Consider the following 22,635-nt stretch of genomic DNA (forward strand, 5'->3'; position numbering starts at 1 on the left):
TTCACGTTCCACACCATGATATCGACTAGATCCTTCAGACATAGCCTGCGATTCCTCCTCGGCCTCTGGGCTCTTGTCCTACCAGCTAGCCTCCTTCTCCCTTCTTGTCAGGTCAAGGCTGATGAGCCTAGCGTCGAGGACATGATCAAAGGGCACGAAGAATGGGCTCGTGCCCTCATCGTACTCCGCCTAGGACGAATGCATCCCTCGGGGAAGTATGTAGAGGCTTATGAGCAACGACACAATGATATCCTTCCCGTCTATCAGACGATTGACCTCAGACGCTCTGCAGGTGAGACGGGGAGTATCACTTACTATGGTGATCGTAAAGCCTTCGATGTCATCAAGGGCAAAGATCTCTACTACACGCTAGAGATGCGCTACTACAATGACAAGAAGGAGCTAATGAACTATCAGTTCCTCGGCTATTTCCCTGACGACATCGAGGGGAGTATGCTCCCTATCCATCAGCACTTCTTCCAGATCATGAACGTAGACCGCATCGGGAAGTTCGCCTATCCTACACATCTGGACGGACGACCTTATGAGGAGTTCACCTACCTTCTTGATGAGTCGGGGCAGAAGCAAGAAGAGACCGCACCTAACTATAAGGAGAGCGATCCCTACAAGCGCTACCGTCCTATCCACCTCAAGGGGCTATCACCTCGGATATTTAACTTTACCTACAGAGATACCGACCCGATCGAGCTCACCCTCGGAGAGAAGTACACCGATCCAAACACTAAGCAGGAGCGTACCGTTGACTTCCTCAGACAGAAGCGCTCCCTCAATCCCGCAGATCCGCTTGATCGCACGGGGCTCAAGGGTTGGTTCCAATTCGTTCACCCCGACATTGTCTTCCAGATGCAGCTCACCCTCGTACACATCACCGTAGGGAGCAAGTACATCGGGAAGGGGCCCGACAAGCTCCTAGAGTTCTATGAGCGCCATGATGCTTGGACGGTCACAGACATCAATATCAAGATCCCCTTCCGTGTCATCGCTGATGCCGACGGATCTCCAGAGCAGTGTGCCCAAGACATCGCTAAGCACACAGGAGGCTCTGCTGAGCGTATCCGCCCTGCACTCTTCGAAGGAGGGATGAGCCTCGACCCCAACTTCCGTATGTAGCAACTAAAGATCTCACACATACAATCCTAACAGTCTATGAAAACGTATCTAAGTAAACTGTCTATCTGGACGCTTGCTCTCAGTCTTACGGCTGGGCTAGCTTCCTGTGGCTCGAAGAACAACGAACCTAACACTCCGAAGCCTACGCCCACTCCTACACCGACACCCACGCCGACTCCTAAGGCTAAGAGCTTCGACTGGGCGACCTGTGAGGTGCTCATCAAGGAAGGGCACGACCATGGTCACGGCAATCTCCACGGCAACAATGTCCGCAAGGGACTTCTCTACCCTCAAGAGCAGCGCTTCACGCTCCGCAACGAAGGGAATGGGAAGGTATCTATCGTCTGGGAAGAGAAGCTTAAGACGATGCCTTACTTCCAAGCTCATCAGGGAGGCGCACTCTTCGCCCTGCTCTTCGACTTCAAGGATGCTCAGGGCAAGCCAGTCAATCAGGCACTGACCGATCTCTCGGAGCACTATCAGATCTTCTTCACGCTCTCAGATAAGGACGACAAGGGTCAGCCTTTCGAAGTGCAAGACTTCCGTACGGACAAGGCAATCCTCTGGGATCACTTCTCTCAGGCTAAGCCCAGCATTCCTGTCGGGACACCCGAAGAGAAGATCCAAGCTATGCTCGCCTACACCTACCGAGACACGAAGGATCCCTACTATCAGATGAAGGGTGATGGCGATGCCAAGGAGCATCTACTCCGTGTACCTGGCACCGAGAATGTCAATAACATCGGGCTGAAGGGGCACTTCAAGTTCCTCGACAGAGACCGTAACTGGGATGGGAAGAAGTCTGGTAACCAGCTTCCCAACTTCTATCTCAAGGTAAGCCTCAAGCACACCAAGGGCTCGAAGTTCTTCAAGGATGGCAGCAAGGGCCTGGTCAGCTCCGAGTTCTACAAGCCAGAAGCAAGCATCACATGGAGCACGGTCTTCGAGTTCCTCCTTCCCGTGCGTGTCATCGCTAATAAGAAAGACCAGTTCCACGATAGCAATCGCTACTGGAACGATATGGCCAAGGCCTTCGGCAAGACTCCTCAAGAAATGGAAGAAAATGAGAATAGCGCCGAGCCCGGCAACGACAACAGCTCCTTCCACCTGTAGTTTTACCTAAACCTATTATAATAAACCAGAATCGTATGAAACGAAACTTTGCTGTCACCCTGCTTATGGGTGCTCTGCTCCTAGGAGCTTCAGCGCTGACTTCTTGCTCGAAGGAAAACGAGCAACCCAAGCCTAAGCCCACTCCTACTCCCGAGGAGCAGCCCAAGCCTTCGAATGGTCTTCCTGAGATCACGAAGGTTACCTTCCGCATCGGGGAGTCTCACCTGCACTCCAAGAAGGGTATTCACTTCCTCGGCAACGATGCCGTCCTGAATAACCCTCTGCTGAAGCAAGAGCAGTTCATCACCTTCGTCAAGAAGGGCAATGACTGGACGCTCGAAGCTGGGTCACCCGACCGCCTCCTTGCTATCGAGATGATCCAGTACTTCCCGAAGGACATCTCCTCAGCAGCTCCAGACTACGCTCTTTGGGTCAACTACTATGATGCTCAGGGCAAGCTGGTCAATGAAGCTTATGCTGATGCCAAGGTGCGCAGTCAGTACCAGCTCTTCCTCTATCCTACCGAAGTCAAGGCCTTCGAAGGTCAAGAAGCGATCGAGTTCGATCCTAAGAACCCCAAGAACGTACTTCGCTACGAGTACTGCGACAGTGATCCTTGGAACAAGAGTGTCCAGAAGAGCATCAAGCAGGACCCCGAGGAGAAGCGTGTCAAGTGGCTACCTGACACCGAACCTATTGGTATGAAGGGCTACATGCAGTTCCCCAAGGTTTCGCACTTCAAGCTCCACCTAGCACTGTGGCACGCACCTGAGGGCAAGCTTCAAGCTGGTCAGCCTGCTCCATTCTTTGCGCCCAACGAGCAGTTCACTAAGAAGGGCAGCAAGATCTTTGAAGTCTCCTTCCCTGTATATGTCTACGGGACTCGCGAATTCACGGATGAACTACGCGTTCCCCCTAGTGGCGAACCTCTGCCCCTCGACCAACTTAGAGATGACTACAAGGCTATGGCTAACAACCTTATGAAGGGTCTCAGCTCTCAAGACTGGTTGAAGATCGCTGAAGACTTCATCCGCATCTACAAGGGTGCAGGTAGTGAAGGTGGCGGTGAAGAATTCTAGTCTTTAGATTCTTCTCCCTCCACGGAGACACCTTAAGATAAACGGGGAAGCCCCGCCCGCACTCTTCTTCGAGTGCGGGCGGGGCTTCTTGTTTCCGCAGGGTGCGGATGATGGAAGGGGGGAGGCAGGATTACTTCTTCAGGTACTTGTCGAGCCAATTGAAGTAGGTGCGCTGCCAAAGAAGAGCATTCTGCGGACGAAGAATCCAATGGTTCTCATCGGGGTAGATCAGCAGCTCGGCAGGGATACCTCGGAGCTTCGCTGCATTGAAGGCGGCCATGCCTTGGCCTGCGAGGATGCGGTAATCACGTTCGCCGTGGATGACAAGAATAGGTGTATCCCAGTTACCCACCAGCTTGTGCGGGGAGTTGGCGAAGGTGCGCTGGGCGACAGCATTGTCCTTCTCCCAAGGCGCTCCACCCATGTCCCAGTTGGCGAACCACATTTCTTCGGTCGTCATGTACTGCATCTCGAGGTTGAAGATACCGGCGTGGGCGATGAAGGCCTTGAAACGCTTCTGGTGAACACCAGCTAGGTAGAAGACCGAATAGCCCCCGTAGCTGGCACCGACACAGCCAAGACGATCGGCATCGACCCATGGCTCCTTCTTCACTTCGTCCACTGCGGTGAGGTAGTCCTGGATGTTTTGGCCCGAATAGTCGCCACTGATCTGCTCATTCCAAGCCTTGCCGAAGCTGGGTACGCCGTGACGATTAGGAGCGATGACGACATAGCCTTGCTCGGCCATTAGACGCATGTTCCAGCGGTACGAGAAGAACTGGCTGACGGCGCTCTGAGGTCCGCCCTGACAGAAGAGCAGTGCGGGGTACTTCTTGGTCTTGTCGAAGTTCGGTGGGAGGATGACCCAGACGAGCATATTGCCACCGTCGGTGGTCTTGACCCAGCGCTTCTCGACGGAGATCGGGCTGAGGCGGTCGAGGGTCACCTTATTCTCGTGGGTAAGTTGGTCTGCTCGTCCCGTCTTTGGGTCTACGAGGTAGAGGTCGGTGGGCAGGGTGTAGCTCTGTCTACCGGCAAGGAGCTTGCCCGCCTGAAGATCCAGCGACGTGTAGTCATGCATGCCGGTAGTGATCTGGCGGATCTTTCGACCCTTGAGTGCCAGCTCCCAGAGCTGAGCTTCGGCGTGCTTCGTGGCGAGGAAGAAGATGGACTTGCTGTCAGGAGACCAGACCGTCTCGTCGACATCGTATTCGAAGCCATCGGTGAGGAAGGTCTTCTTCCCCGTCTTGAGCTCTTGGATGAAGAGGCGCTTCAGGTCGGCTTCGTAGCCGTCACGCTCCATGCTGATCCAGCTGATCTTCGATCCGTCGGGAGAGAAGCGGGGATGCGTGTCGTAGCCACCATTACCCTCGGTGATATTGCGGGTCGAGCCCGAAGCCAGGTCGTAGAGGTAGATGTCGGTATTTGTAGAGAGGGAATACTCAAGTCCCGTCTTCTTGCGGGAGGAATAAGCTAGGGTCTTCCCATCGGGGCTCCAAGAGAGTTCCTCCGAACCACCGAAGGGCTTGGTAGGAGCTTCATAGGGTTCGCCTTCTAATATGTCCTTCCCCGAAGTGATCGGCTCATTCCCCACCGAAGCGATGAAGATATGGGGGATGGTCTCTACCCACTCGTCCCAATGCTTGTACATCAGGTCGGTGACGATACGACCCGTGGCCTTCGGCAGGTCAGGATATACCTCCTTCGTACTCTTGCCGAAGGGGATCTCCTTTATATAAGCCAGCTTGGTCTCATCGGGTGAGAAGAGGTAGTCGGAGAGGCCGCCTTCGATACGAGTCACCTGCTTGCGGTCGGTGCCATCGGGTGCCATCGTCCAGACTTGAGGCTCGCCACTCTCCGAAGAGATATAGCTGATGCGACGACCCTGCTGGATCCAGCGGGCTGCTTGCAGACCAGCGATGCCCTTGGTGAGCTGACGGCGACCCGTGCCATTGCTTGCGATGGAGAAGAGTTCGGTGCGGATCTTATTCTCCTTGATGTTGGGGAAGCCGACACTATAGACGATGGTCTTGCCGTCGGGCGAGAGAGACGAAGCTCCGACACGTGCTAGCGAGAGCATCATCTCGGGGGTCATGTGCTGTCCTTCGTGTGCAGAGGCGGGGATAGCGCCTGCCAAAGCCGAGGCAGCGATAAGCGCAGTAAGTTGCTTCTTGATCTTCATAGGATATATGTATAGATGTGTAAGAGCTGAGGGAGAAAGGATGCTGTCGAGATGCTAAGCGAAGTGCAGATGCAAGGCTTCCTTGAGCTTGAGCACATCGGGATTGCTCTCGGCGAGCTTACGCAGTCGGTCCTCGGGGGTGAGGATGACTTGGGCCTGCTCTTCGGGATTCTTCTCTCGAAGGGTGAGGCTGAGCGTACTATTCTGGAGCGTCGTACGCAGGAAGGTCTCTAGCTGCAGGTGCACTTCCATCACAGTTGTGCGGATAGCATCCCCTGGAGGTAGGGCCACCTCTGCCGTCGTCCCTTCGAGGAGCGTAGGGAGCTCTGCCTTGAGGATATTGCGACAGATGATCTGCTCGGGGCGAAGCTCTCGCTCGACGAAGCGCACCCAAGCTCGCTGGAGATCTTCCTCAGTGAAGGGCTGATCCTCCGTGGGGGGAGCGGGAGTAGCGGTCGAAGCTACGGCTTCGGTCTCTACGGGGGTAGCACGTCGGCGTGCCCCGAAGAGTCGCTGCGTGGGTCTGCCTGCAGGGGCAGGCGGAGTCACGCTCTCGGAGCGAGGTGCTGCGGGGGGAGTCGCAGAGCGAGGCTGAGGGGTAGGGGTACTAGGAGCGGACGCACTAGGGGCGGGCTCCGTCCTCACGGGTGCGGGAGCAGGCTGGGGTGCGACGGGCTGTGGAGCGACCTGAGGTTGGGGGTGCGACGCTACGGCATTCCCTTGGGGGGCCGTCTGGGGCGAAGGGCTGGACTGAGGTGGGCTCTGAGGCGAAGGCGCTGGGGCTAGCTCAGAGCCGGTGCGAAAAAGGGAGATCAGACTGAGGAAGCTCAGTTCTAAGAGGAGACGGCGGTTGGTCGCTGTCCGATACTGCTGATCGGCCTGCACAAGGGTCTTCAGTGCGCCAAAGAGGCTGGCGGCGGGGCACTGCTGGGCGATACGCTGGTAGGAGGCAGCCACCTCGGCGGGCTTCTCCAGCAGAGAGAGCGTGTCGGGGTGCTGAGCCACTAAGAGGTCTCTGACGAAGGACGAGAGCCCCGAGAGGATCGTTTGCCCCTCGAAGCCCTTACCGAGCAGCTCATCCAGCAGGAGAAGCAATCCCCGATAATCCCCCGCTAAGAGGAGCTCGAAGGTGCGGATGAAGTACGTATAGTCGAGGACATTCAGGCTCTCGAGGGCATGCTCATAGGTAATATGTCCGCCAGCGAAGCTCGCTATGCGGTCAAACATGGAGAGCGCATCTCGCATCCCGCCATCCGCCTTCTCAGCGATCAGTCCGAGTGCAGCTTCTTCGGCCTCGATGCCTTCGCTCTCAGCCACATACTTCAGATGCTGGGTGATGTCGGGGACGGTGATCCGCTTGAAGTCATAGATCTGACAGCGGGAGAGGATCGTGGGCAGGATCTTATGCTTCTCCGTCGTAGCGAGGATGAAGATCGCATAGGAGGGGGGCTCTTCGAGGGTCTTGAGGAAGGCATTGAAGGCCGCCGAGGAGAGCATGTGCACCTCGTCGATGATGTAGACCTTGTAGCGCCCCAGAGCGGGAGGCATGAGCACCTGCTCGGTGAGCTGGCGGATATCCTCGACGGAATTATTGGACGCAGCGTCCAGCTCGAAGATATTGAAGGAGCGCTGCTCGTTGAAGGCTCGGCAACTCTCACACGCATTGCACGCCTCGCCTTCGGGGGAGAGGTTCATGCAGTTGATGGTCTTAGCTAGCACTCGGGCCGCCGTGGTCTTCCCGACCCCTCGAGGTCCACAGAAGAGGTAGGCATGAGAGAGCTTGCCCGAGAGTACCGCCGTACGGAGCGTAGAGGCCATAGCCCCTTGGCCTACGATACTCTGGAAGGTATCGGGGCGGTACTTGCGTGCGGAGACGACGTAGTGGTCTGTCATTAGTTTGTTCTCGATGCTAGGAGTTCGTCCTCAGGGTAAAACCACCCATTTCGGAGCGTAGGAACAAAGATACGTATTAGGGTCGGAAAACGACCTACCGTAGGTCGCCGAAAAAACCTACTGTGGGTCGCATCGACGACCTACTGTGGGTCGGTCAGGCGACCCACAGTAGGTTTTCTTTGCCCCCCACTTAGGGCTCTTCCTCCGAGGCATCGAAAAGGTCAAGGTAAGATCATCGGAGCGAGTCGCTTCCTCTACTTTTCGTATCTTTGTGGCAGTCTATACCCATAGTGGGTGAGACACCACATTCGATCAATCAATATCCTTTAGTCCAAGAAGACAGAAATAGCGTATGGGAAGAGTCCTCATTATCGGTGCCGGCGGTGTCGGCACGGTAGTGGCCAAGAAGGTGGCACAGAATAGCGACGTATTCACTGAGATCATGCTCGCTAGCCGCACCAAGAGTAAGTGCGATAAGATCGCCTCCGAAATCACCAACGTCAAGATCCAGACGGCTGCCGTCGATGCTGACAACGTGCCCGAGCTAGTGGCCCTGATGAAGGCCTTCAAGCCCGAGCTCGTCATCAACGTAGCCCTACCCTATCAGGATCTCCACATCATGGATGCCTGCCTAGAGGCTGGTGTGAACTACCTCGACACGGCGAACTATGAGCCGCTGGACGAAGCGAAGTTTGAGTACAGCTGGCAGTGGGCCTATAAGCAGCGCTTCGAGGAAGCGGGGCTGACGGCTATCCTCGGCTGTGGCTTCGACCCTGGAGTCACGGGGGTCTTCACCGCCTATGCGGCCAAGCATCACTTCGACGAGATCCACTACCTCGATATCGTCGACTGCAATGGAGGCGACCACCACAAGGCCTTCGCTACGAACTTCAACCCCGAGATCAACATCCGTGAGATCACCCAGAAGGGGAAGTACTACGAAGATGGCCAGTGGCGCGAGACCGAGCCTCAGGAGATCCACAAGCCTCTGACCTACCCAGGTATCGGTGTCCGTGAATCCTACCTCCTCTACCACGAAGAGCTGGAGTCGCTCGTCAAGAACTACCCCACCCTGCGTCGTGCACGCTTCTGGATGACCTTCGGGCAGGAATACCTCACCCACCTACGCGTCATGCAGAATATCGGGATCACCCGCATCGACCCCGTCCTCTACAACGGTGTAGAGATCGTGCCTATCCAGTTCCTCAAGGCCATCCTCCCCAATCCTGGAGAGCTCGGTGAGAACTACACCGGCGAGACCTCCATCGGTTGCCGTATCCGTGGTATCAAGGACGGCAAGGAGAGGACTTACTACGTCTGGAACAACTGCAGCCATCAGGCCGCTTATCAGGAGACGGGCGCTCAGGGCGTAAGCTACACGACGGGCGTACCCGCTACCATCGGCGCGCTGATGTTCTTCAAGGGGCTCTGGCGCCGCCCAGGGGTCTACAACGTCGAGGAATTCGACCCAGATCCCTTCATGGAGCAACTCATGAAGCAGGGTCTGCCCTGGCATGAGCAGTTCGACATCGACCTCGAACTCTGATCTCTCCTCACACATCCAAGCACACATGACAGAGGCTGTATCCTTCGCTTAATCCCCACTGGGGACAAGGTCAGGGTACAGCCTCTGCCTTTACCATACACCTCACACATCACACACATCTTTTCTTCTACCGATCATGAATGTCCTACTCATCGTAGACCCTCAGAACGATTTCATCACAGGTAGCCTCCCCGTCCCAGGAGCTGCCGCAGCTATGGACTACATCACCGCTTGGACCCGAGAGCACCATGCGGAGTACGATGCCATCGTCGTCACAATGGACCAGCATCCTGCTGATCACTGTAGCTTCGACGTACAGGGTGGCCAGTGGCCCATCCACTGCATACGCTTCACCGTCGGGGCAGCCCTCTATCCCCCACTAGCGGATGTCATCATGGATCTCAAGCGCAAGGGCATGAACGTACTCTTCATCCCCAAGGCGATGACCCGCCAGAAGGATGCCTACAGCGCCTTCCATGATGCCGTGCCCGACCTACTGATGAATGCCATGCGCATCGACATAGCAGGTCTAGCTGGTGACTACTGCGTCAAGTGCACCATCGAAGACCTACGTCGCCTGCTCTACACCACAGAGATCCGCACCATCGACGAAGGGATCGCTTGGATCGGAGAGCCGCAGCCCCTCCTCTAGTCCCCACACACTACACGACTAGCTAAACCATACGACAATGAAACGATTTATCGCTACCCTTAGCCTCCTAGCTATGCTCGCAGCCTGTCACTCCTCCTCGACGAAGGAGAACCCGCTACTCACAGAGAGCACCCTAGACTATCAAGCTCCTGACTTCACCAAGATCCGTCCCGAGCACTTCATCCCTGCCATCGAAGAGGGGATACGCATCCAGCTGGCCGAGATCGACAGCATCACGCAGAATGCAGAAGCTCCCACCTTCGAGAACACAGTCCTCGCCTATGAGAAGTCAGGACGACTCCTCGCTCGTGCGACCTCCATCCTCTCGGGGCTTGTCGGTGCCGACGGCACGGAGGAGCTGCAGAAGATCGACGAGGAGACGACCCCCATGCTCTCCGATCATCAGGATGCCCTCCTGCTGAACGAGAAGCTCTTCGCCCGCATCAAGGCCGTCTACGATCAGCGCTCTAGTCTCCAAGGCGAAGACCTTCGCCTCACCGAAGTGATCTATGATCAGTTCGTCCACGAAGGTGCCCTTCTCTCCCCCCAAGACAAGGAGGAGCTCAAGAAGATCAACAGCGAGATCGCCGTCCTTCAGACCAAGTTCACCAATCAAGTGAATGCAGGGACTAAGGCCGCTGCCGTCCTCGTAGATCGAGTAGAAGAGCTCGATGGTCTCTCCGAAGAAGCCATCGCTCGTGCTGCCGAAGCGGCTACCCAGTCTGGGCAGAAGGGCAAGTACCTCCTCGAGCAAACCAACACCACTCGTCCTGGCTACATCGCCGAGCTGAACAACCGAGACCTGCGTCGTCGTGTGCTCGAAGCCTCCCTCAATCGCTGCTCAGCAGCCGATAGCACGGGCACGCATGCCACGATCACCCGCATCGCAGAGCTTCGTGCTTCCAAGGCGAAGCTCCTTGGCTTCCCCAGCTTCTCCGCTTGGGCACTAAGCGATCAGATGGCTCAGCGTCCCGAGGCCGTCCTGCGCCTAGTCGATCAGCTCGCTCCAGCCTGCCGCACCAAGGTCGCCGAAGATGCAGCCGAGCTACAAGCCTTCGCTCAAAAGACCGAGGGCAAGGAGTTCAAGCTTGAGGCTTGGGACTGGGACTATTATGCAGAACGTCTGAAGAAGGAGAAGTTCGACCTCAATGAGGCTGACCTCAAACCCTACTTCGTCCTAGATAGTGTCCTAGAGAATGGGATCTTCTTCGCTGCTAACCGCCTCTATGGCCTGACCTTCAAGCCTCGCCCCGACATCCCCGTCTACGCAGATGGGGTGAAGGTCTATGAGGTCTTCGACAAGGACAACACTCCTCTAGCCCTCTTCTACACCGACTACTTCCGTCGTCCTACCAAGACAGGTGGTGCTTGGATGTCCAACTTCGTCCAGCAGAGCACGCTCTTCGGTACGAAGCCTGTCATCTACAACGTCTGCAACTTCCCCGCCCCTGCCAAGGGTGCTCCTGCCTTCCTCTCTTCGGACAACGTCGAGACGATGTTCCATGAGTTCGGGCACGCACTCCACGGGATCTTCGCTTCGCAGAAGTACGAGACCCTCTCGGGGACAAATACCCCACGAGACTTCGTCGAGATGCCTTCGCAGTTCAATGAGCATTGGATGACTGACTCCGTCGTCCTTCACAACTACGCACGTCACTACAAGACGGGTGAGCCTATGCCACAGGAACTGATCGACAAGTTCAAGGCTTCGGCGAACTTCGGGCAGTCCTATGCACTCGGTGAGAATCTCGCTTCCGTCACCATCGATATGGCATGGGGACTTCTCCCTGCTGGAACTAAGATCACCGATGTGGATGCCTTCGAGCGTGAAGCGCTCACCAAGTCAGGCCTTCCCTTCACCCTAGTACCTCCCCGCTACCGCTCGGCCTACTATCTCCATGTCTTCGGTGGTGGCTATGCCTCGGGCTACTATTCGTACCTCTGGACCGAAGTCCTTGATGACAACATCTTCGACTGGTTCCAGGCGCATGGCGGTATGACCCGTGAGAATGGTCAGCGCTTCCGTGACCTCGTCATCTCACGAGGCAACACGAAGCCCGTCGGCACGTTCTTCACCGAATTCACAGGCCTCACCGAGCCCGACATGTTGAGCCTGCTGCGCTCACGTGGCCTCGCAAAGTAAGCCCCGACCTCCCCAAATAGCCAGCCCCGAGCATCAGACAGTCTGATGCTCGGGGCTGACTCATTTCTATTATCTGGGTAGGAAAATCGCCTTCGTCTCCATTCCTCAAGAAGAGTTCCAAAGACCGCTCATTTCACCTGCCTTCATTTCGCTCCATCGAAGGGCGAGACTTCCCGCTCACCAAGCGGGATCTACCGCTCCTTTCTCCCCTTCTTCCCCAAGGGCAAAAAAGTGACCTTCGGTAGGTCGCAAGAAAAACCTACTGTAGGTCGTCTCATCGACCCACGGTAGGTCGTCGAGGCGACCCACAGTAGGTTTCAAAACCGATCTACGGTAGGCTGCATTTCTCTTCCCTTATTAGTGGGAACGAGAGGGGCAATGATTAGGGGCTGAATATGCCTTAGTCGAAGAGGGTGAAGGGATCTTGCTCGGCGAAGTAAAGGTGCGTGTAGCCAGCTAAGACATTTCCCTTGCGGTAGAGGAGCGTTGGCGCTGACTCATCCCGAGCCGTCAGCTGATGACCTACCGTCTCTTCTCCTCCTACTCCAGAGACAATGCTGGAGTAGTGGAACTCATGCCCTCGCCACTCTGAGCCTCCGACATAGACCTTGCGGTAGCCGAGCTTGAGGCGCATCCCTTCCATCGTAGCCTCAAGGTCAAGCACGCCACACATCGGATAGCTTGCTCCTTCCTCATCACGGATAGCCCGACAGAGGTACATCATCCCACCACACTCCGCTAGGATCTTCCCCCCTGCCGCTGCATGGTCCTGGATACTTCGTCGGGTCTGCTCTGCTTTGGAGAGCTCCGAGAGGTAGAACTCTGGATAGCCCCCAGGTAAGTACAAGAGATCACACTCAGGTAAAGCCTCATCCCTTAGCGGAGAGAAGAAGACCACTTCCCCGAAGTCCCGAAGGCGATGCACATTCTCCTCATAGATGAAGTTGAACGCTTCATCCCGAGCGATAGCAATGCGCCGAGAAGAGGCGGGGCGAGAAAGCTCTTCCTCGATCAGCTCGGGGCGAGGACGGGTACATAAAGCGATGAGCTGATCCAGATCAACGTGCTCTTCGAGCATCTGGGCTACCTCTTCGGGGAGCGCATCCATACGCCCCAGTTCCTCGAGCGATAGGCCAAGGTGACGTGAAGGGATCTCTAGGAGCTTGGTCTTGGGGATATAGCCTAAGGGACATACCCCAGCGTCCTCTGCAGCCTCACGCAGGAAGCGGTAATGATTCTCCGATGCCACCCGATTGAAGACCACCCCGACGACCTCCGTATCTTGACGGAAGTGCTTGAAGCCATAGAGTAGTGCCCCGACGGAATAAGCCGACGAACGAGCATCGACCAGAAGCACCGTAGGAATAGCTACCGTCCGTGCTACCTCGGCCGAAGAGCCGTGCATCCGCACATAGCCATCATAGAGCCCCATGACCCCCTCGACGACGACAGCATCAGCCGTCTGGGTATGTCGTGCATAGACGGCACGTACATGCTCGGGGCTCATCATGAAGAGATCGAGGTTGATCGACGAACTACCACTCGCTAGGTGATGGAACTTCGGGTCGATGTAGTCAGGCCCACACTTAAAGCTCTGTACCGTGAGTCCCCGCTTCTTCAAAGCACGAAGAAGTCCGAGGGTAAAGGTAGTCTTGCCACTGCCCGAAGAGCCAGCAGCCACAAGCAGTTGGGGGATAAAAGGTGAAGAAGTCATAGGGGTAAGGTTTGGTTGGGGAAGAAGGGAGATCTTAGAGCGTGCCCTGCCAGAGGAAATAGCCCTTCCCCTCAAAGGAGTCTAATGGTAGAGGCTCCTTTGATAGAGCGTAGAGGGCTGCACCCGAGCCTGTCATCAGAGCGAAGTCCGCCCCTAGGTCGTAGAGCTTCTCTTTGATCTCCTTCAGCTCTGGGTAGCGAGGGAAAAGGCTAGGCTCAAAGTCATTGATCACAGCCGAGGGCCAAGAGGTGATAGGCTCGCTGAGGAGTACGTCGAGGGAGGTCTCCATCGGCTTGATCGGGAGGAGACCACGGAAGGCTTCGGCAGTGGAGATATGGATCTCGGGCTTGACGATCGTTAGGTGATAGCCTTCGAGCTGGGGGAGGGAAAGGGGCGAAAGCAGCTCGCCTATTCCTCGACCCAAAGCGGGCTGATTGCGCACGAAGATAGGGCAGTCCGCTCCGAGCTGCACGGCTATACGCTCCAGCTCCTCGGGGGAGAATCCGAGGGAGCAGAGCTCATTGACAGCAGTGAGGGTGAAGGAAGCATCTGCCGATCCACCACCCATACCTGCTCCCGAAGGGATATGCTTCGTAAGGCGAAGGGAGAGCGCAGGGAAGGGACGGACAGCACGAAGGGCTCTCACGGCACGAAGTACAAGGTTGTCACTCAGTGCTCCCGTCTCGATAGCTCCCACGACTTCTAGTTGATCCTCCGTAGCATCGTCTGCTAGGGAGATCTCAAGGACATCGCAGAGGGGAATAGGGAGGAAGCCCGTCTCCAGCAGATGGTAACCATCGGAGCGGCGACCTGTGATGAAGAGACCAAGATTGATCTTGGCATTAGGATAGACGATCATACTCTTGTCTTGCATGCGCTATACGATCTATATGTATAAAAGCAGCGAGACTCCTCAAGAATTACTTCTTAAGGAGTCTCGCTCTCTTTCTTTGTACGCGGGATGAGATTTGAACTCACACGCCGTAACCGGCACTACCCCCTCAAAGTAGCGTGTCTACCAATTTCACCACCCGCGTATTTGAAGCTTTGCAAACTTGAGACGCTTAGCGTCAGGTTGTGCCCAGGACAGGAATCGAACCTGCACGTCTTTTGAACACTCGCACCTGAAACGAGCGCGTCTACCAATTCCGCCACCTGGGCTGACCCGTTTGCACTGCAAAGGTACAACAAAAATCGAAACGACCAAACATCCACCGATATTACTTGTACCTAGCGACGCTTCTTGGGGCTACTTCTCCTCGTCTGTAGAGAAGATCTGGATACGGCTAGAACGCTTAGGGCGAACACGTTCACGTCCCTCTTCGTCTCGGTAACGGAAGCGATCATTGGGCCACAGACCACCTTCTTTTTTCTTCTCGGAGTATTCTCTGCGAGGGCCTCTTTCATCCCGAGGACGATCATCAGCAGGGCGAGGACGACGGGGACGATCCGAAGATGAAGCACGATCAAAGTCACGCTCACGGCGAGGGCGACTAGGGCGATCGGCACGTTCGGGGCGATCAGTGCGACTGGATCGGTCAAAACTATCGGGTCTATCGGTGCGCTCTCTGCGGTCACGGTCGGGGCGGTCAGTGCGGCTGGATCGGTCAAAACGTTCCCCTCTCTCGGGGCGATCTCTGCGATCATGGTCGGGGCGCTCCGTTCGGTCAGGACGATCGGAGCGGTCGAAGGATCTCTTAGGGCGGTCAAACTCTCGACGAGGACGCTCGGAGCGTGGAGCACGCTCACGGCGGGGAGCCTCGGGGCGATCTTCGCCTCCTCGCTCACGCTTGTAGTCCTCACGCTTCCCAGCGAAGAGCTCATAGCCACGGAGCTCGCACTCCAGAGAGCCGTTGAGCATCTTGATACGGACATTCTGTCTGAGACCTATGGAGTCAAAGTGCTCAGGCTTGTAGGCGATGATCCACGCCTTAGAGCCAGCATAGTTATGCTTGAGGCGCTCACCGATCATTCGGTAGAGGTCTTCTATGGAGCGTGGACGCAGACGCTCGCCATAGGGCGGATTGGTCACGAGGAGGACGGGTGCCTCGGGAGCAGGGCAGTCCTGCATGGCTCGATGGGCGACGGTGATGATGTCATCGAGGCCTGCCGTGCGGACATTGTAGCGAGCGACCTTGACGGCCTCGATCGAATTGTCCGAGCCATAGATATGATGCTCGAAGGGGCGAAGGAGCGAAGCAGCCTCCTCCTTGACTAGATCGAAGAGCCCTGCATCGTAGTCCAGCCAGCGCTGGAAGGCGAAGCTTCGGCGGAAGGAGCCTGGAGCAATCCCTCGGGCAATGAGTGCGGCCTCGATGAGGAGCGTCCCCGAGCCACACATAGGATCGACGAAGTCCGTCGAGCCGTCCCAGTCCGCCAGCATCAAGATACCAGCGGCGAGCACTTCACTCATCGGAGCCTCTGTCTGAGCCACACGCCAGCCACGCTTGTGAAGGCTTTCTCCCGAGCTATCCAGCGCTAGGGTCACCTCGTCATGGGCGATATGGATGTGGAAGAGGCGATCGGGATTGTCCAGACGCACCGAAGGGCGATTCTCTCCACGCTCTACGAAGTAGTCGACGAGCGCATCCTTGGCACGATAGCCTACGTACTTACTGTGGGTGAAGGCCTCCGAATAGACTACGGTATCGAAAGCGAAGCTATCTCCTGACCGCATCCAAGCACTCCAGTCCAGGCGCTTGAGCTGGGCATAGAGTTCATCGGGGTTCGTCGCTCGGAAGGTAGCGATAGGCAGGAGGATACGCAGGGCAGTGCGCAGGCAGTAGTTTGCCTTGTAGAGGAGTTTCTTGTCTCCGGTGAAGGAGACCATGCGGCGCCCTTCCTCTATATCTGTCGCTCCTAGAGCTTCAAGTTCTTTGGCCAAGACGGGCTCTAGAGCTTGTAGCGTCTTAGCGATCATGCGAGATTCTTGCTTCATCTGATTTTTTGTCGGGATGGGGAGATAGCCCCACGGCATAAAGATACGACTCTCCCTGCGAAGGCTTCCCCAGCGATCGAAGAGTCTCTTCCAGAGGGCACATCTAGAGTCCCAGCTGGATATATAAGAAAGAGGTCTGACGTAGTGCTCTACATCAGACCTCCCTAATTGTGTCGGGATACCAGGATTCGAACCTGGGACCCCCTGCTCCCAAAGCAGGTGCGCTAACCGGACTGCGCTACATCCCGAGCTAGGCTTTTGGCACAGAAGCTGTGCTATCTTCTCATCGGGGAGAAGGATGACACAGCTCCTTTAAGCGGTATGGACGGGACTCGAACCCGCGACCCCCTGCGTGACAGGCAGGTATTCTAACCAGCTGAACTACCACACCGTGCTTGGCCGTTTTGCCTTTTGACGTTGCAAAGATACTACTTTTTCCGATACCTGCAAATATCCCCAACACTTCGTCCCCTATTCAGAGGGAAAAATGCCAGCTGAAGACAAAAGACTCCTTATAAGAAGCCCCCTCACCCTCTTCTCTATGGAACTATCACCTAAGGGATAATCCCATACATCCGGAGCTTAATAGCAGAAATCGTACCTGCTTCACGTACCGCCCCTAAGACACACTCTAGATGCTCTTGGGTTAGTGCTCCACAGAAAGTTGCAGAGGAAAGCTGAGAGCCACACACCCGCATCAGAGACGTGCAGTCGATAAAGCTATTATGAGAGAGGAAGCTATAGGCGGACTTACCTATGGGATAATGGTATAGCCGCACATTGTAGGGAAGCTTCTGGTTCACTCCAGAGTTAAACACCACGCCCCCATACGCATTTCCCGAGTCATCCCAACCAAGAATCACGAAGAACTTATTTCTAGATGAATACCCATCTTTAGGGACAATTCCATTAGCCCGATCCATAGCAATATAGTGGACAGAACCAATAGATGTAACTCCTGCATCCATCAGAGCACCTCCTTCTCGATGGCTTGCCACTCTAGCTGTTCCTTCAAATAAGGAAGTCCAGCCTTATCCAGCCCCCCTTCAAGAGCGATCGCCTCTGAGCTAATCACATTGCAATGTTGCGTCCCGTTAAAAGCTACTCCATGAGATAGAGTCTTAAGTTCGGTGAAACTCTTCGAAGCATACGTGGCTATCGCCTCGTCAAGGACCTCTGCCTCATGCTTGGCGATATAGTCCATATCGGGTTCCCTCAGAGGCAAGAGCACTGTAGGAGCATCTTCTCCCGCACTCCGGATCTCCCTCCACAGAGCGACAGACAGGAGAGATCGATCACCACCATTCCGAACCGCATTATATAGATTCGTCGGCACAGGTCCATAAGGCAAGGCACAGAAGTTATCCTCGACCATCTTCCTGCAGAACTTCGCTAAATAGGACCTCTCTGCGAAATAGAGGATCTTGAAAATTCGGTAATAATCTAACCCTCCAGTCCTATGAAGGATATACAACACCTTCTCAAGGAGCTGACGCTGGGCTAGAGGGAGATTTGTATTCATGCTTAATGTGGGAGTTGCACTTTAATTCCTTATTATTAGAGAGCTGTGAGCTATCACCTTTACTATGCAAAGGTATGGAAAATTGCGAGATGAATCTCCGCGCCTTGGATCAGCACACCCTCGACATTAGCGAGGAGGGGTTACAAACTCAATTTCAGGAGAAGACCACCAAACAAAAAAGAGGGAGTCGAAACTCCCTCTTCCGTTGTTGTCTCGCAAGGATTCGAACCTTGACAAACAGAACCAAAACCTGTTGTGCTACCATTACACCACGAGACAAGCCCTTCCATTCCATGACAAACTCACCAGAAGCGCACGAAATGCAGTGCAAAGATAGTACATCAGACTCATTCGAGCAATACCCATCCGTTCACCCCCTTTGGAGACGTGCCCGATAGAAGGCAAAAGAGCGGAGGAGAAAGCGCCCCAAACTAAAGGCGCACATCCGACCCTCGGTGAAGAAGATCGGGGCCGCTCTTCCCCCATCGCCACGGGCTGCATCTACGCCTCAGTAGGAGGCGGCTCACAGACGGGGATTTCTCCCCTCAGACCTGCCCGAAAGCAAGGGAACTAGGACAGCCCCCAAATAAAACCTACTGTAGGTCGCCCTTGCGACCCACGGTAGGTCGGTGAGACGACCCACAGTAGGTTTTATCGACGACCTACCGTGGGTCGTTTTTCCACCCCTCTTGAGAGTCCATTATAAAGGGGAAATACGGCCCTACGCCGAAGGGCTGAAACATCATCCAGCAAGAAGCTATATCATCAAGGCTCACGTCACGGGTGATCGGTCTTCGATCCTAGTGCGCAATCCAAGGAAATCGCCAAGAGAGGGAGGGCACTACGAACAAAGCCTCCTCACGGCACTCCCCCTCGAAGATCACACACTAGGGATGGAGCATCTCCCCGATCACTCAGCGGGGAGAATTATGTACCTTTGTGCGGGTAAAAGGTGCAGCGATCATGCCCCTTGCCCCGAGACAACGAATGGTAGGACACCCTCTTAGATGATAGTCACCTTCTCCATCGAATATCGAGCACATCCGAATGAGTGGATATGGCTCGAGAGACAGCCATCTCCCGACTCTTCCCTAGACGCTACGAAGGCCTTCCCACTCGAAGACCTAGGCGACGGACGCTGGCAAACGACCCTTGACCTCCCCCACCCCTCTTCTTTCCGCTACAGCTATTACCTCGGTGACTCCGAGGGGGAGCCACTACGTCGTGAGTGGCGGATCAAGCACACGCTCCCAAGCCTTGAGGGAGGGGAACATCTCTTCACCCAAGATCGCTGGATCGATCAGCCCGCAGATGCCCCGAGCTTCTCACGGGCACTTTGTGATGTCCTTCGGCATCGCTCCTGCTCTTCGGACGACCTCGCTCTAGGCACGCCTTACCTAGCTTTCTCGGTCTTTGCTCCCGATCTGCGCCCCGAGGAAGGGCTCTTCATCTTAGGTTCATCTCCTCAGCTTGGCTCGTGGGATGCCTCCGAAGCACAGCCCCTCAGCTATCAAGGGCAAGGGCGCTGGACGATCAGCCTTCCCCTCCCCCTAGAGACAGCATCCAGCGAAGGGCAGACCCTTAGCTACAAGTATCTGATCCGCACGGCAGAAGGCGGATGGCTCTGGGAAGAAGGAGCAAATAGACAGGCTCAGCTTCCTACGGGATCGAGCTACGACGGGATCCACTTCCAGGACAGCTTCCTCCACCTCCCCACTCGCTCGACCCGCACGGCGGGCATCGTGGCTCCGCTCTTCTCTCTGAGGAGCGAGCACGACTGGGGCATCGGGGACTTCGCCACGCTTCGTGAGGCGATCGACCTCGTGGCCGAAGCCGAGATGCACGCCCTACAGCTCCTACCGATCAACGACACGACCTTCACCCGAGACAAGGGCGATTCCTACCCCTACAATGCGATCTCGGTCGATGCCCTACACCCCATATATATAGATCCCGCTGAGCTGGGAGCTCTGTCCGATCCAGCCCAGCAGCAGGCTTTTGAAGCGGAGGCCGCTGAGCTACGTGCGCTTCCCCAAGTAGACTACCCTCGAGTGCTCGCACTCAAGGAGCGGTATCTAAGACGAGTCTTCGCCGAGCAGGGACAAGCAGATCTATCGAGCCCGCTTTTCCAGAGCTTCTTCACCGAGTCCGAGCACTGGCTCCGCCCCTATGCACTCTACTGCGTGCTGAGGGATCGCCATCCAGGCTTAGCCCCAGAGCGGTGGACGGGCTGGGAGCAGTACGATGCCCAGCGAGCGAAGACCTTCGCCGAAGAGGCTGAGGTGCGTGAAGAGATCCATTACTACTATTGGCTACAGTTCGTCCTCGACCGCCAGCTACGAGCGGTGCGCCGCTATGCCGAAGAGAAGAGGGTCTTCCTCAAGGGAGACCTTCCTATCGGAGTAGCCCCCCACGGGGTAGATGTCTGGATCGACCCTAGCCTCTTCCACACCGATCAGTCGGCAGGAGCTCCGCCCGATGACTTCGCAGCAGACGGGCAGAACTGGGGCTTCCCCACCTACGACTGGGAGCGCATGCAGACGGATGACTTCCTCTGGTGGCGCAAGCGCTTTGCCCGCCAAGCGCACTACTTCCATGCCTTCCGCATCGACCATATCCTCGGGTTCTTCCGCATCTGGGAAGTTCCCCGATCGGAGCACTCGGGACTCTTGGGGCACTTCCATCCCGCCCATCCCTATACACTTGGGGAATGGCAGGAGCTCCTCGAAGTAGACTATCCCGTAGAGCTACTGACTGAGCCACTGATCCACCGAGCAGATATCACTGAACTCCTCGGGGAGAAGACCCTCGACACGCTCTGTCAGCAGGGCTATCTGAAGGAGACTTCAGTCGAAGGCCTCTACCACCTTGCCCACACGAAGCAGCGTGACTACGACCAGCCTCAGCTCAAGGAAGCCCTTGGAGAAGAGGCTTGTCTCCAGCTCCAGCAGCTATGCACCGAGACGGCACTCATCCGTGATCCGTATAGCGAAGGTTACCACCCTAGGATCGCCCTAGAGCGCAGCCGCCTCTTCGGACGGTGGAGTCCAGAGCTCCAAGGACGATGGCGAGCGATCAGCGGAGACTTCTTCTATGTCCGACACAATGAGCTCTTCCAGACGACAGCCCTCCGACGGCTGGGTGCACTCATCGAGCACACGGACCTCCTCCTCTGCGCCGAGGATCTGGGGATGATCCCCGCCACTGTACCTGCCGTGCTGGAGGCACTGCAGATCCTCTCCCTCGAGCTGGAGCGCATGCCTAAGAGCTTCACCCCGACGGGCTGGGCACACCCCGACACCTTCCCCACCCGCTCCATCGCCACGACCTCCACGCATGATATGCCCTCCCTGAGAGGTTGGTGGGCTTCACTCCCCGCAAGCGAGCAGGAGCGCTACCAGCGAGAAGAGCTGAGACAAGAAGAGCCCCTCCGTCTGGAGGAGCTCTATCGGAAGATCATCGAGGCGCATCTCGCTTCGCCCGCTATGGCTACGATCCTTCCCCTGTCCGACTGGATGAGCCTAGAGCCCCGTCTCTGGCTGACCAGCCCCGAGGCCGAGCAGATCAATCACCCCGAAGATCCAGCGCAGTACTGGAGCTACCGCTTCCCCCTCAGTGTCTCAGCGCTGAGCGAGCAGTATCCTGAATGGCTCTGCCTCATCAAGCAACTCATCTCCCAATCCCAAAGAATATAAAGCCTATGATGGAGCGACTCTACGTCCTAGAGGAGGCCGATGTCCAAGAGTTCATCGGTGTCAACCGAGCGAACCTCGTCACGCTACAAAGCCTCTTCCCTAAGACGAAGCTACGCATTCACCAAAATGTCATCAAGGTACTTGGCGAAGACCAAGCCGCCGAAGAGCTCCTACACATCCTCTCCTCTCTAGAGCAGATATGTAGCCGCTACAATCAGCTCACCGAAGCGCAGATCATCGACACCGTACGTCGCCATCGCAGCAAGAAGAGTGGCGAAGATGCTCCCTCGACTACCGAGAGCGACGTCCTCATCTACGGTGTCCATGGCAAGGCCATTCTCCCCCGAGGTGATCGCCAGCGTCGCATGGTACGAGAGTTTGCCTCCCGAGACCTCTGCTTCGCCACGGGAGCCGCTGGATCGGGGAAGACCTTCCTCGCCATCTGCCTTGCAGTGAAAGCCCTGAAGTCCAAGCAAGTGCGCCGCATCATCCTCTCCCGCCCTGCAGTAGAGGCCGGTGAGAAGCTCGGCTTCCTTCCTGGGGAGATGAAGGACAAGCTCGACCCCTACCTCCAGCCTCTATATGATGCACTGGGCGAACTGATCCCAGCCCCCAAGCTCAAGGACCTCATCGACACGGGTGTCATTCAGATAGCTCCGCTGGCCTTCATGCGTGGACGCACGCTTAGCGATGCGATCATCATCCTCGACGAAGCGCAGAACACGACTCCCCAACAGATGAAGATGTTCCTCACCCGCCTTGGGATGAACTCCAAGATGATCGTCACGGGCGACTTCACCCAGATCGACCTCCCTCGGGGCATCACCTCAGGGCTCAAGGATGCACTCGAGAAGCTCCATCATCTCAAAAGCATTAGCTTCATTCACTTCGAGAAGACCGATATCGTCCGCCACCCACTCGTGGCTGAGATCGTAGAGGTCTACGACGCTCTAGACAAGAAAGAAGAGCGCTCCTCCCAGACCCCCTCCTAGCCTCTTTTCACTCCAATTCTCATACAAGCATACAT

14 protein-coding genes and 5 tRNA genes are annotated in these 22,635 nt (G+C 56.1%); 8 read left to right on the top strand and 11 right to left on the bottom strand.

Going from position 1 to position 22,635, the window contains the following annotated elements; genetic code table 11:
• Positions 1 to 15 precede the first annotated feature (15 nt).
• Genes Q0336_RS04110 through Q0336_RS04120 form a run of 3 tightly spaced genes read left to right on the top strand, consistent with a single transcriptional unit; the run spans position 16 to position 3,323 of the window.
• Entirely contained in the window at positions 16 to 1,131 is a 1,116-nt protein-coding gene (locus tag Q0336_RS04110) for a hypothetical protein (protein WP_298525994.1), read from the top strand.
• A 36-nt stretch (positions 1,132 to 1,167) separates the two neighbouring features.
• Entirely contained in the window at positions 1,168 to 2,244 is a 1,077-nt protein-coding gene (locus Q0336_RS04115; RefSeq protein ID WP_298525996.1) for a hypothetical protein, read from the top strand.
• A 35-nt stretch (positions 2,245 to 2,279) separates the two neighbouring features.
• Entirely contained in the window at positions 2,280 to 3,323 is a 1,044-nt protein-coding gene (locus Q0336_RS04120) for a hypothetical protein (RefSeq protein ID WP_298525998.1), read from the top strand.
• A 130-nt stretch (positions 3,324 to 3,453) separates the two neighbouring features.
• Here the strand turns inward: Q0336_RS04120 and Q0336_RS04125 are convergent, their stop codons facing one another.
• Entirely contained in the window at positions 3,454 to 5,505 is a 2,052-nt protein-coding gene (locus Q0336_RS04125) for a S9 family peptidase (RefSeq protein ID WP_298526000.1), read from the bottom strand.
• A gap of 54 nt (positions 5,506 to 5,559) precedes the next feature.
• Positions 5,560 to 7,398 carry a DNA polymerase III subunit gamma/tau gene (locus tag Q0336_RS04130; protein ID WP_298526002.1) on the bottom strand — a complete coding sequence of 613 codons (1,839 nt, stop codon included), beginning with the start codon at positions 7,396 to 7,398 and terminating at the stop codon, positions 5,560 to 5,562.
• Positions 7,399 to 7,750: 352 nt separating this feature from the next.
• Between Q0336_RS04130 and Q0336_RS04135 the strand changes: the two genes are divergently transcribed.
• The 3 genes from Q0336_RS04135 (at position 7,751) to Q0336_RS04145 (ending at position 11,739) form a co-directional block, all read left to right on the top strand.
• Positions 7,751 to 8,944, top strand: a complete 1,194-nt coding sequence (locus tag Q0336_RS04135) for a saccharopine dehydrogenase family protein (protein ID WP_298526003.1) — start codon at positions 7,751 to 7,753, stop codon at positions 8,942 to 8,944.
• A 136-nt stretch (positions 8,945 to 9,080) separates the two neighbouring features.
• Positions 9,081 to 9,596: an isochorismatase family protein gene (locus Q0336_RS04140; protein ID WP_298526005.1), complete on the top strand. Its 516-nt coding sequence runs from the start codon at positions 9,081 to 9,083 to the stop codon at positions 9,594 to 9,596.
• A gap of 37 nt (positions 9,597 to 9,633) precedes the next feature.
• Complete coding sequence (locus Q0336_RS04145; protein ID WP_298526007.1) at positions 9,634 to 11,739, top strand: M3 family metallopeptidase; 2,106 nt, start codon at positions 9,634 to 9,636, stop codon at positions 11,737 to 11,739.
• A gap of 400 nt (positions 11,740 to 12,139) precedes the next feature.
• Here the strand turns inward: Q0336_RS04145 and Q0336_RS04150 are convergent, their stop codons facing one another.
• The 9 genes from Q0336_RS04150 to Q0336_RS04190 all read right to left on the bottom strand — a co-directional run bounded on the left by Q0336_RS04150 (position 12,140) and on the right by Q0336_RS04190 (position 18,192).
• Positions 12,140 to 13,453, bottom strand: a complete 1,314-nt coding sequence (locus tag Q0336_RS04150) for a cobyrinate a,c-diamide synthase (RefSeq protein WP_298526009.1) — start codon at positions 13,451 to 13,453, stop codon at positions 12,140 to 12,142.
• A 34-nt stretch (positions 13,454 to 13,487) separates the two neighbouring features.
• The gene (gene ispE / locus Q0336_RS04155) at positions 13,488 to 14,327 is read right to left on the bottom strand and encodes a 4-(cytidine 5'-diphospho)-2-C-methyl-D-erythritol kinase (protein WP_298526011.1); all 840 of its coding nucleotides are present in this window, start codon (positions 14,325 to 14,327) and stop codon (positions 13,488 to 13,490) included.
• Between the two features lie 79 nt (positions 14,328 to 14,406).
• Positions 14,407 to 14,490, bottom strand: a tRNA-Leu gene (locus Q0336_RS04160).
• Between the two features lie 41 nt (positions 14,491 to 14,531).
• A tRNA-Leu gene (locus Q0336_RS04165) sits at positions 14,532 to 14,614 on the bottom strand.
• A gap of 88 nt (positions 14,615 to 14,702) precedes the next feature.
• Positions 14,703 to 16,391: a THUMP domain-containing protein gene (locus Q0336_RS04170; RefSeq protein ID WP_298526013.1), complete on the bottom strand. Its 1,689-nt coding sequence runs from the start codon at positions 16,389 to 16,391 to the stop codon at positions 14,703 to 14,705.
• Between the two features lie 173 nt (positions 16,392 to 16,564).
• Positions 16,565 to 16,639, bottom strand: a tRNA-Pro gene (locus tag Q0336_RS04175).
• 69 nt (positions 16,640 to 16,708) lie between these two features.
• A tRNA-Asp gene (locus Q0336_RS04180) sits at positions 16,709 to 16,782 on the bottom strand.
• Positions 16,783 to 17,358: 576 nt separating this feature from the next.
• Positions 17,359 to 17,913: a Panacea domain-containing protein gene (locus Q0336_RS04185; RefSeq protein WP_298526015.1), complete on the bottom strand. Its 555-nt coding sequence runs from the start codon at positions 17,911 to 17,913 to the stop codon at positions 17,359 to 17,361.
• A 208-nt stretch (positions 17,914 to 18,121) separates the two neighbouring features.
• Positions 18,122 to 18,192, bottom strand: a tRNA-Gln gene (locus tag Q0336_RS04190).
• Between the two features lie 728 nt (positions 18,193 to 18,920).
• Here Q0336_RS04190 and Q0336_RS04195 point away from each other — a divergent pair.
• Together Q0336_RS04195 and Q0336_RS04200 are read left to right on the top strand one after the other, a co-directional pair.
• Positions 18,921 to 21,608, top strand: coding sequence for a 4-alpha-glucanotransferase (locus tag Q0336_RS04195; RefSeq protein ID WP_298526017.1), 2,688 nt, complete (start codon positions 18,921 to 18,923; stop codon positions 21,606 to 21,608).
• 5 nt (positions 21,609 to 21,613) lie between these two features.
• Positions 21,614 to 22,600, top strand: a complete 987-nt coding sequence (locus tag Q0336_RS04200) for a PhoH family protein (RefSeq protein WP_298526019.1) — start codon at positions 21,614 to 21,616, stop codon at positions 22,598 to 22,600.
• Positions 22,601 to 22,635 lie beyond the last annotated feature (35 nt).

The organism is uncultured Porphyromonas sp. (assembly GCF_938039215.1).
Classification (GTDB): Bacteria; Bacteroidota; Bacteroidia; order Bacteroidales; family Porphyromonadaceae; genus Porphyromonas.

Excerpts from the sequence above, each read along its gene's own strand:
- Q0336_RS04110 (WP_298525994.1), top strand. The coding sequence starts at position 16 with ATGATATCGACTAGATCCTTCAGACATAGCCTGCGATTCCTCCTCGGC.
- Q0336_RS04115 (WP_298525996.1), top strand. The coding sequence starts at position 1,168 with ATGAAAACGTATCTAAGTAAACTGTCTATCTGGACGCTTGCTCTCAGT.
- Q0336_RS04120 (WP_298525998.1), top strand. The coding sequence starts at position 2,280 with ATGAAACGAAACTTTGCTGTCACCCTGCTTATGGGTGCTCTGCTCCTA.
- Q0336_RS04125 (WP_298526000.1), bottom strand. The coding sequence starts at position 5,505 with ATGAAGATCAAGAAGCAACTTACTGCGCTTATCGCTGCCTCGGCTTTG.
- Q0336_RS04130 (WP_298526002.1), bottom strand. The coding sequence starts at position 7,398 with ATGACAGACCACTACGTCGTCTCCGCACGCAAGTACCGCCCCGATACC.
- Q0336_RS04135 (WP_298526003.1), top strand. The coding sequence starts at position 7,751 with ATGGGAAGAGTCCTCATTATCGGTGCCGGCGGTGTCGGCACGGTAGTG.
- Q0336_RS04140 (WP_298526005.1), top strand. The coding sequence starts at position 9,081 with ATGAATGTCCTACTCATCGTAGACCCTCAGAACGATTTCATCACAGGT.
- Q0336_RS04145 (WP_298526007.1), top strand. The coding sequence starts at position 9,634 with ATGAAACGATTTATCGCTACCCTTAGCCTCCTAGCTATGCTCGCAGCC.
- Q0336_RS04150 (WP_298526009.1), bottom strand. The coding sequence starts at position 13,453 with ATGACTTCTTCACCTTTTATCCCCCAACTGCTTGTGGCTGCTGGCTCT.
- ispE (WP_298526011.1), bottom strand. The coding sequence starts at position 14,327 with ATGCAAGACAAGAGTATGATCGTCTATCCTAATGCCAAGATCAATCTT.
- Q0336_RS04170 (WP_298526013.1), bottom strand. The coding sequence starts at position 16,391 with ATGAAGCAAGAATCTCGCATGATCGCTAAGACGCTACAAGCTCTAGAG.
- Q0336_RS04185 (WP_298526015.1), bottom strand. The coding sequence starts at position 17,913 with ATGAATACAAATCTCCCTCTAGCCCAGCGTCAGCTCCTTGAGAAGGTG.
- Q0336_RS04195 (WP_298526017.1), top strand. The coding sequence starts at position 18,921 with ATGATAGTCACCTTCTCCATCGAATATCGAGCACATCCGAATGAGTGG.
- Q0336_RS04200 (WP_298526019.1), top strand. The coding sequence starts at position 21,614 with ATGATGGAGCGACTCTACGTCCTAGAGGAGGCCGATGTCCAAGAGTTC.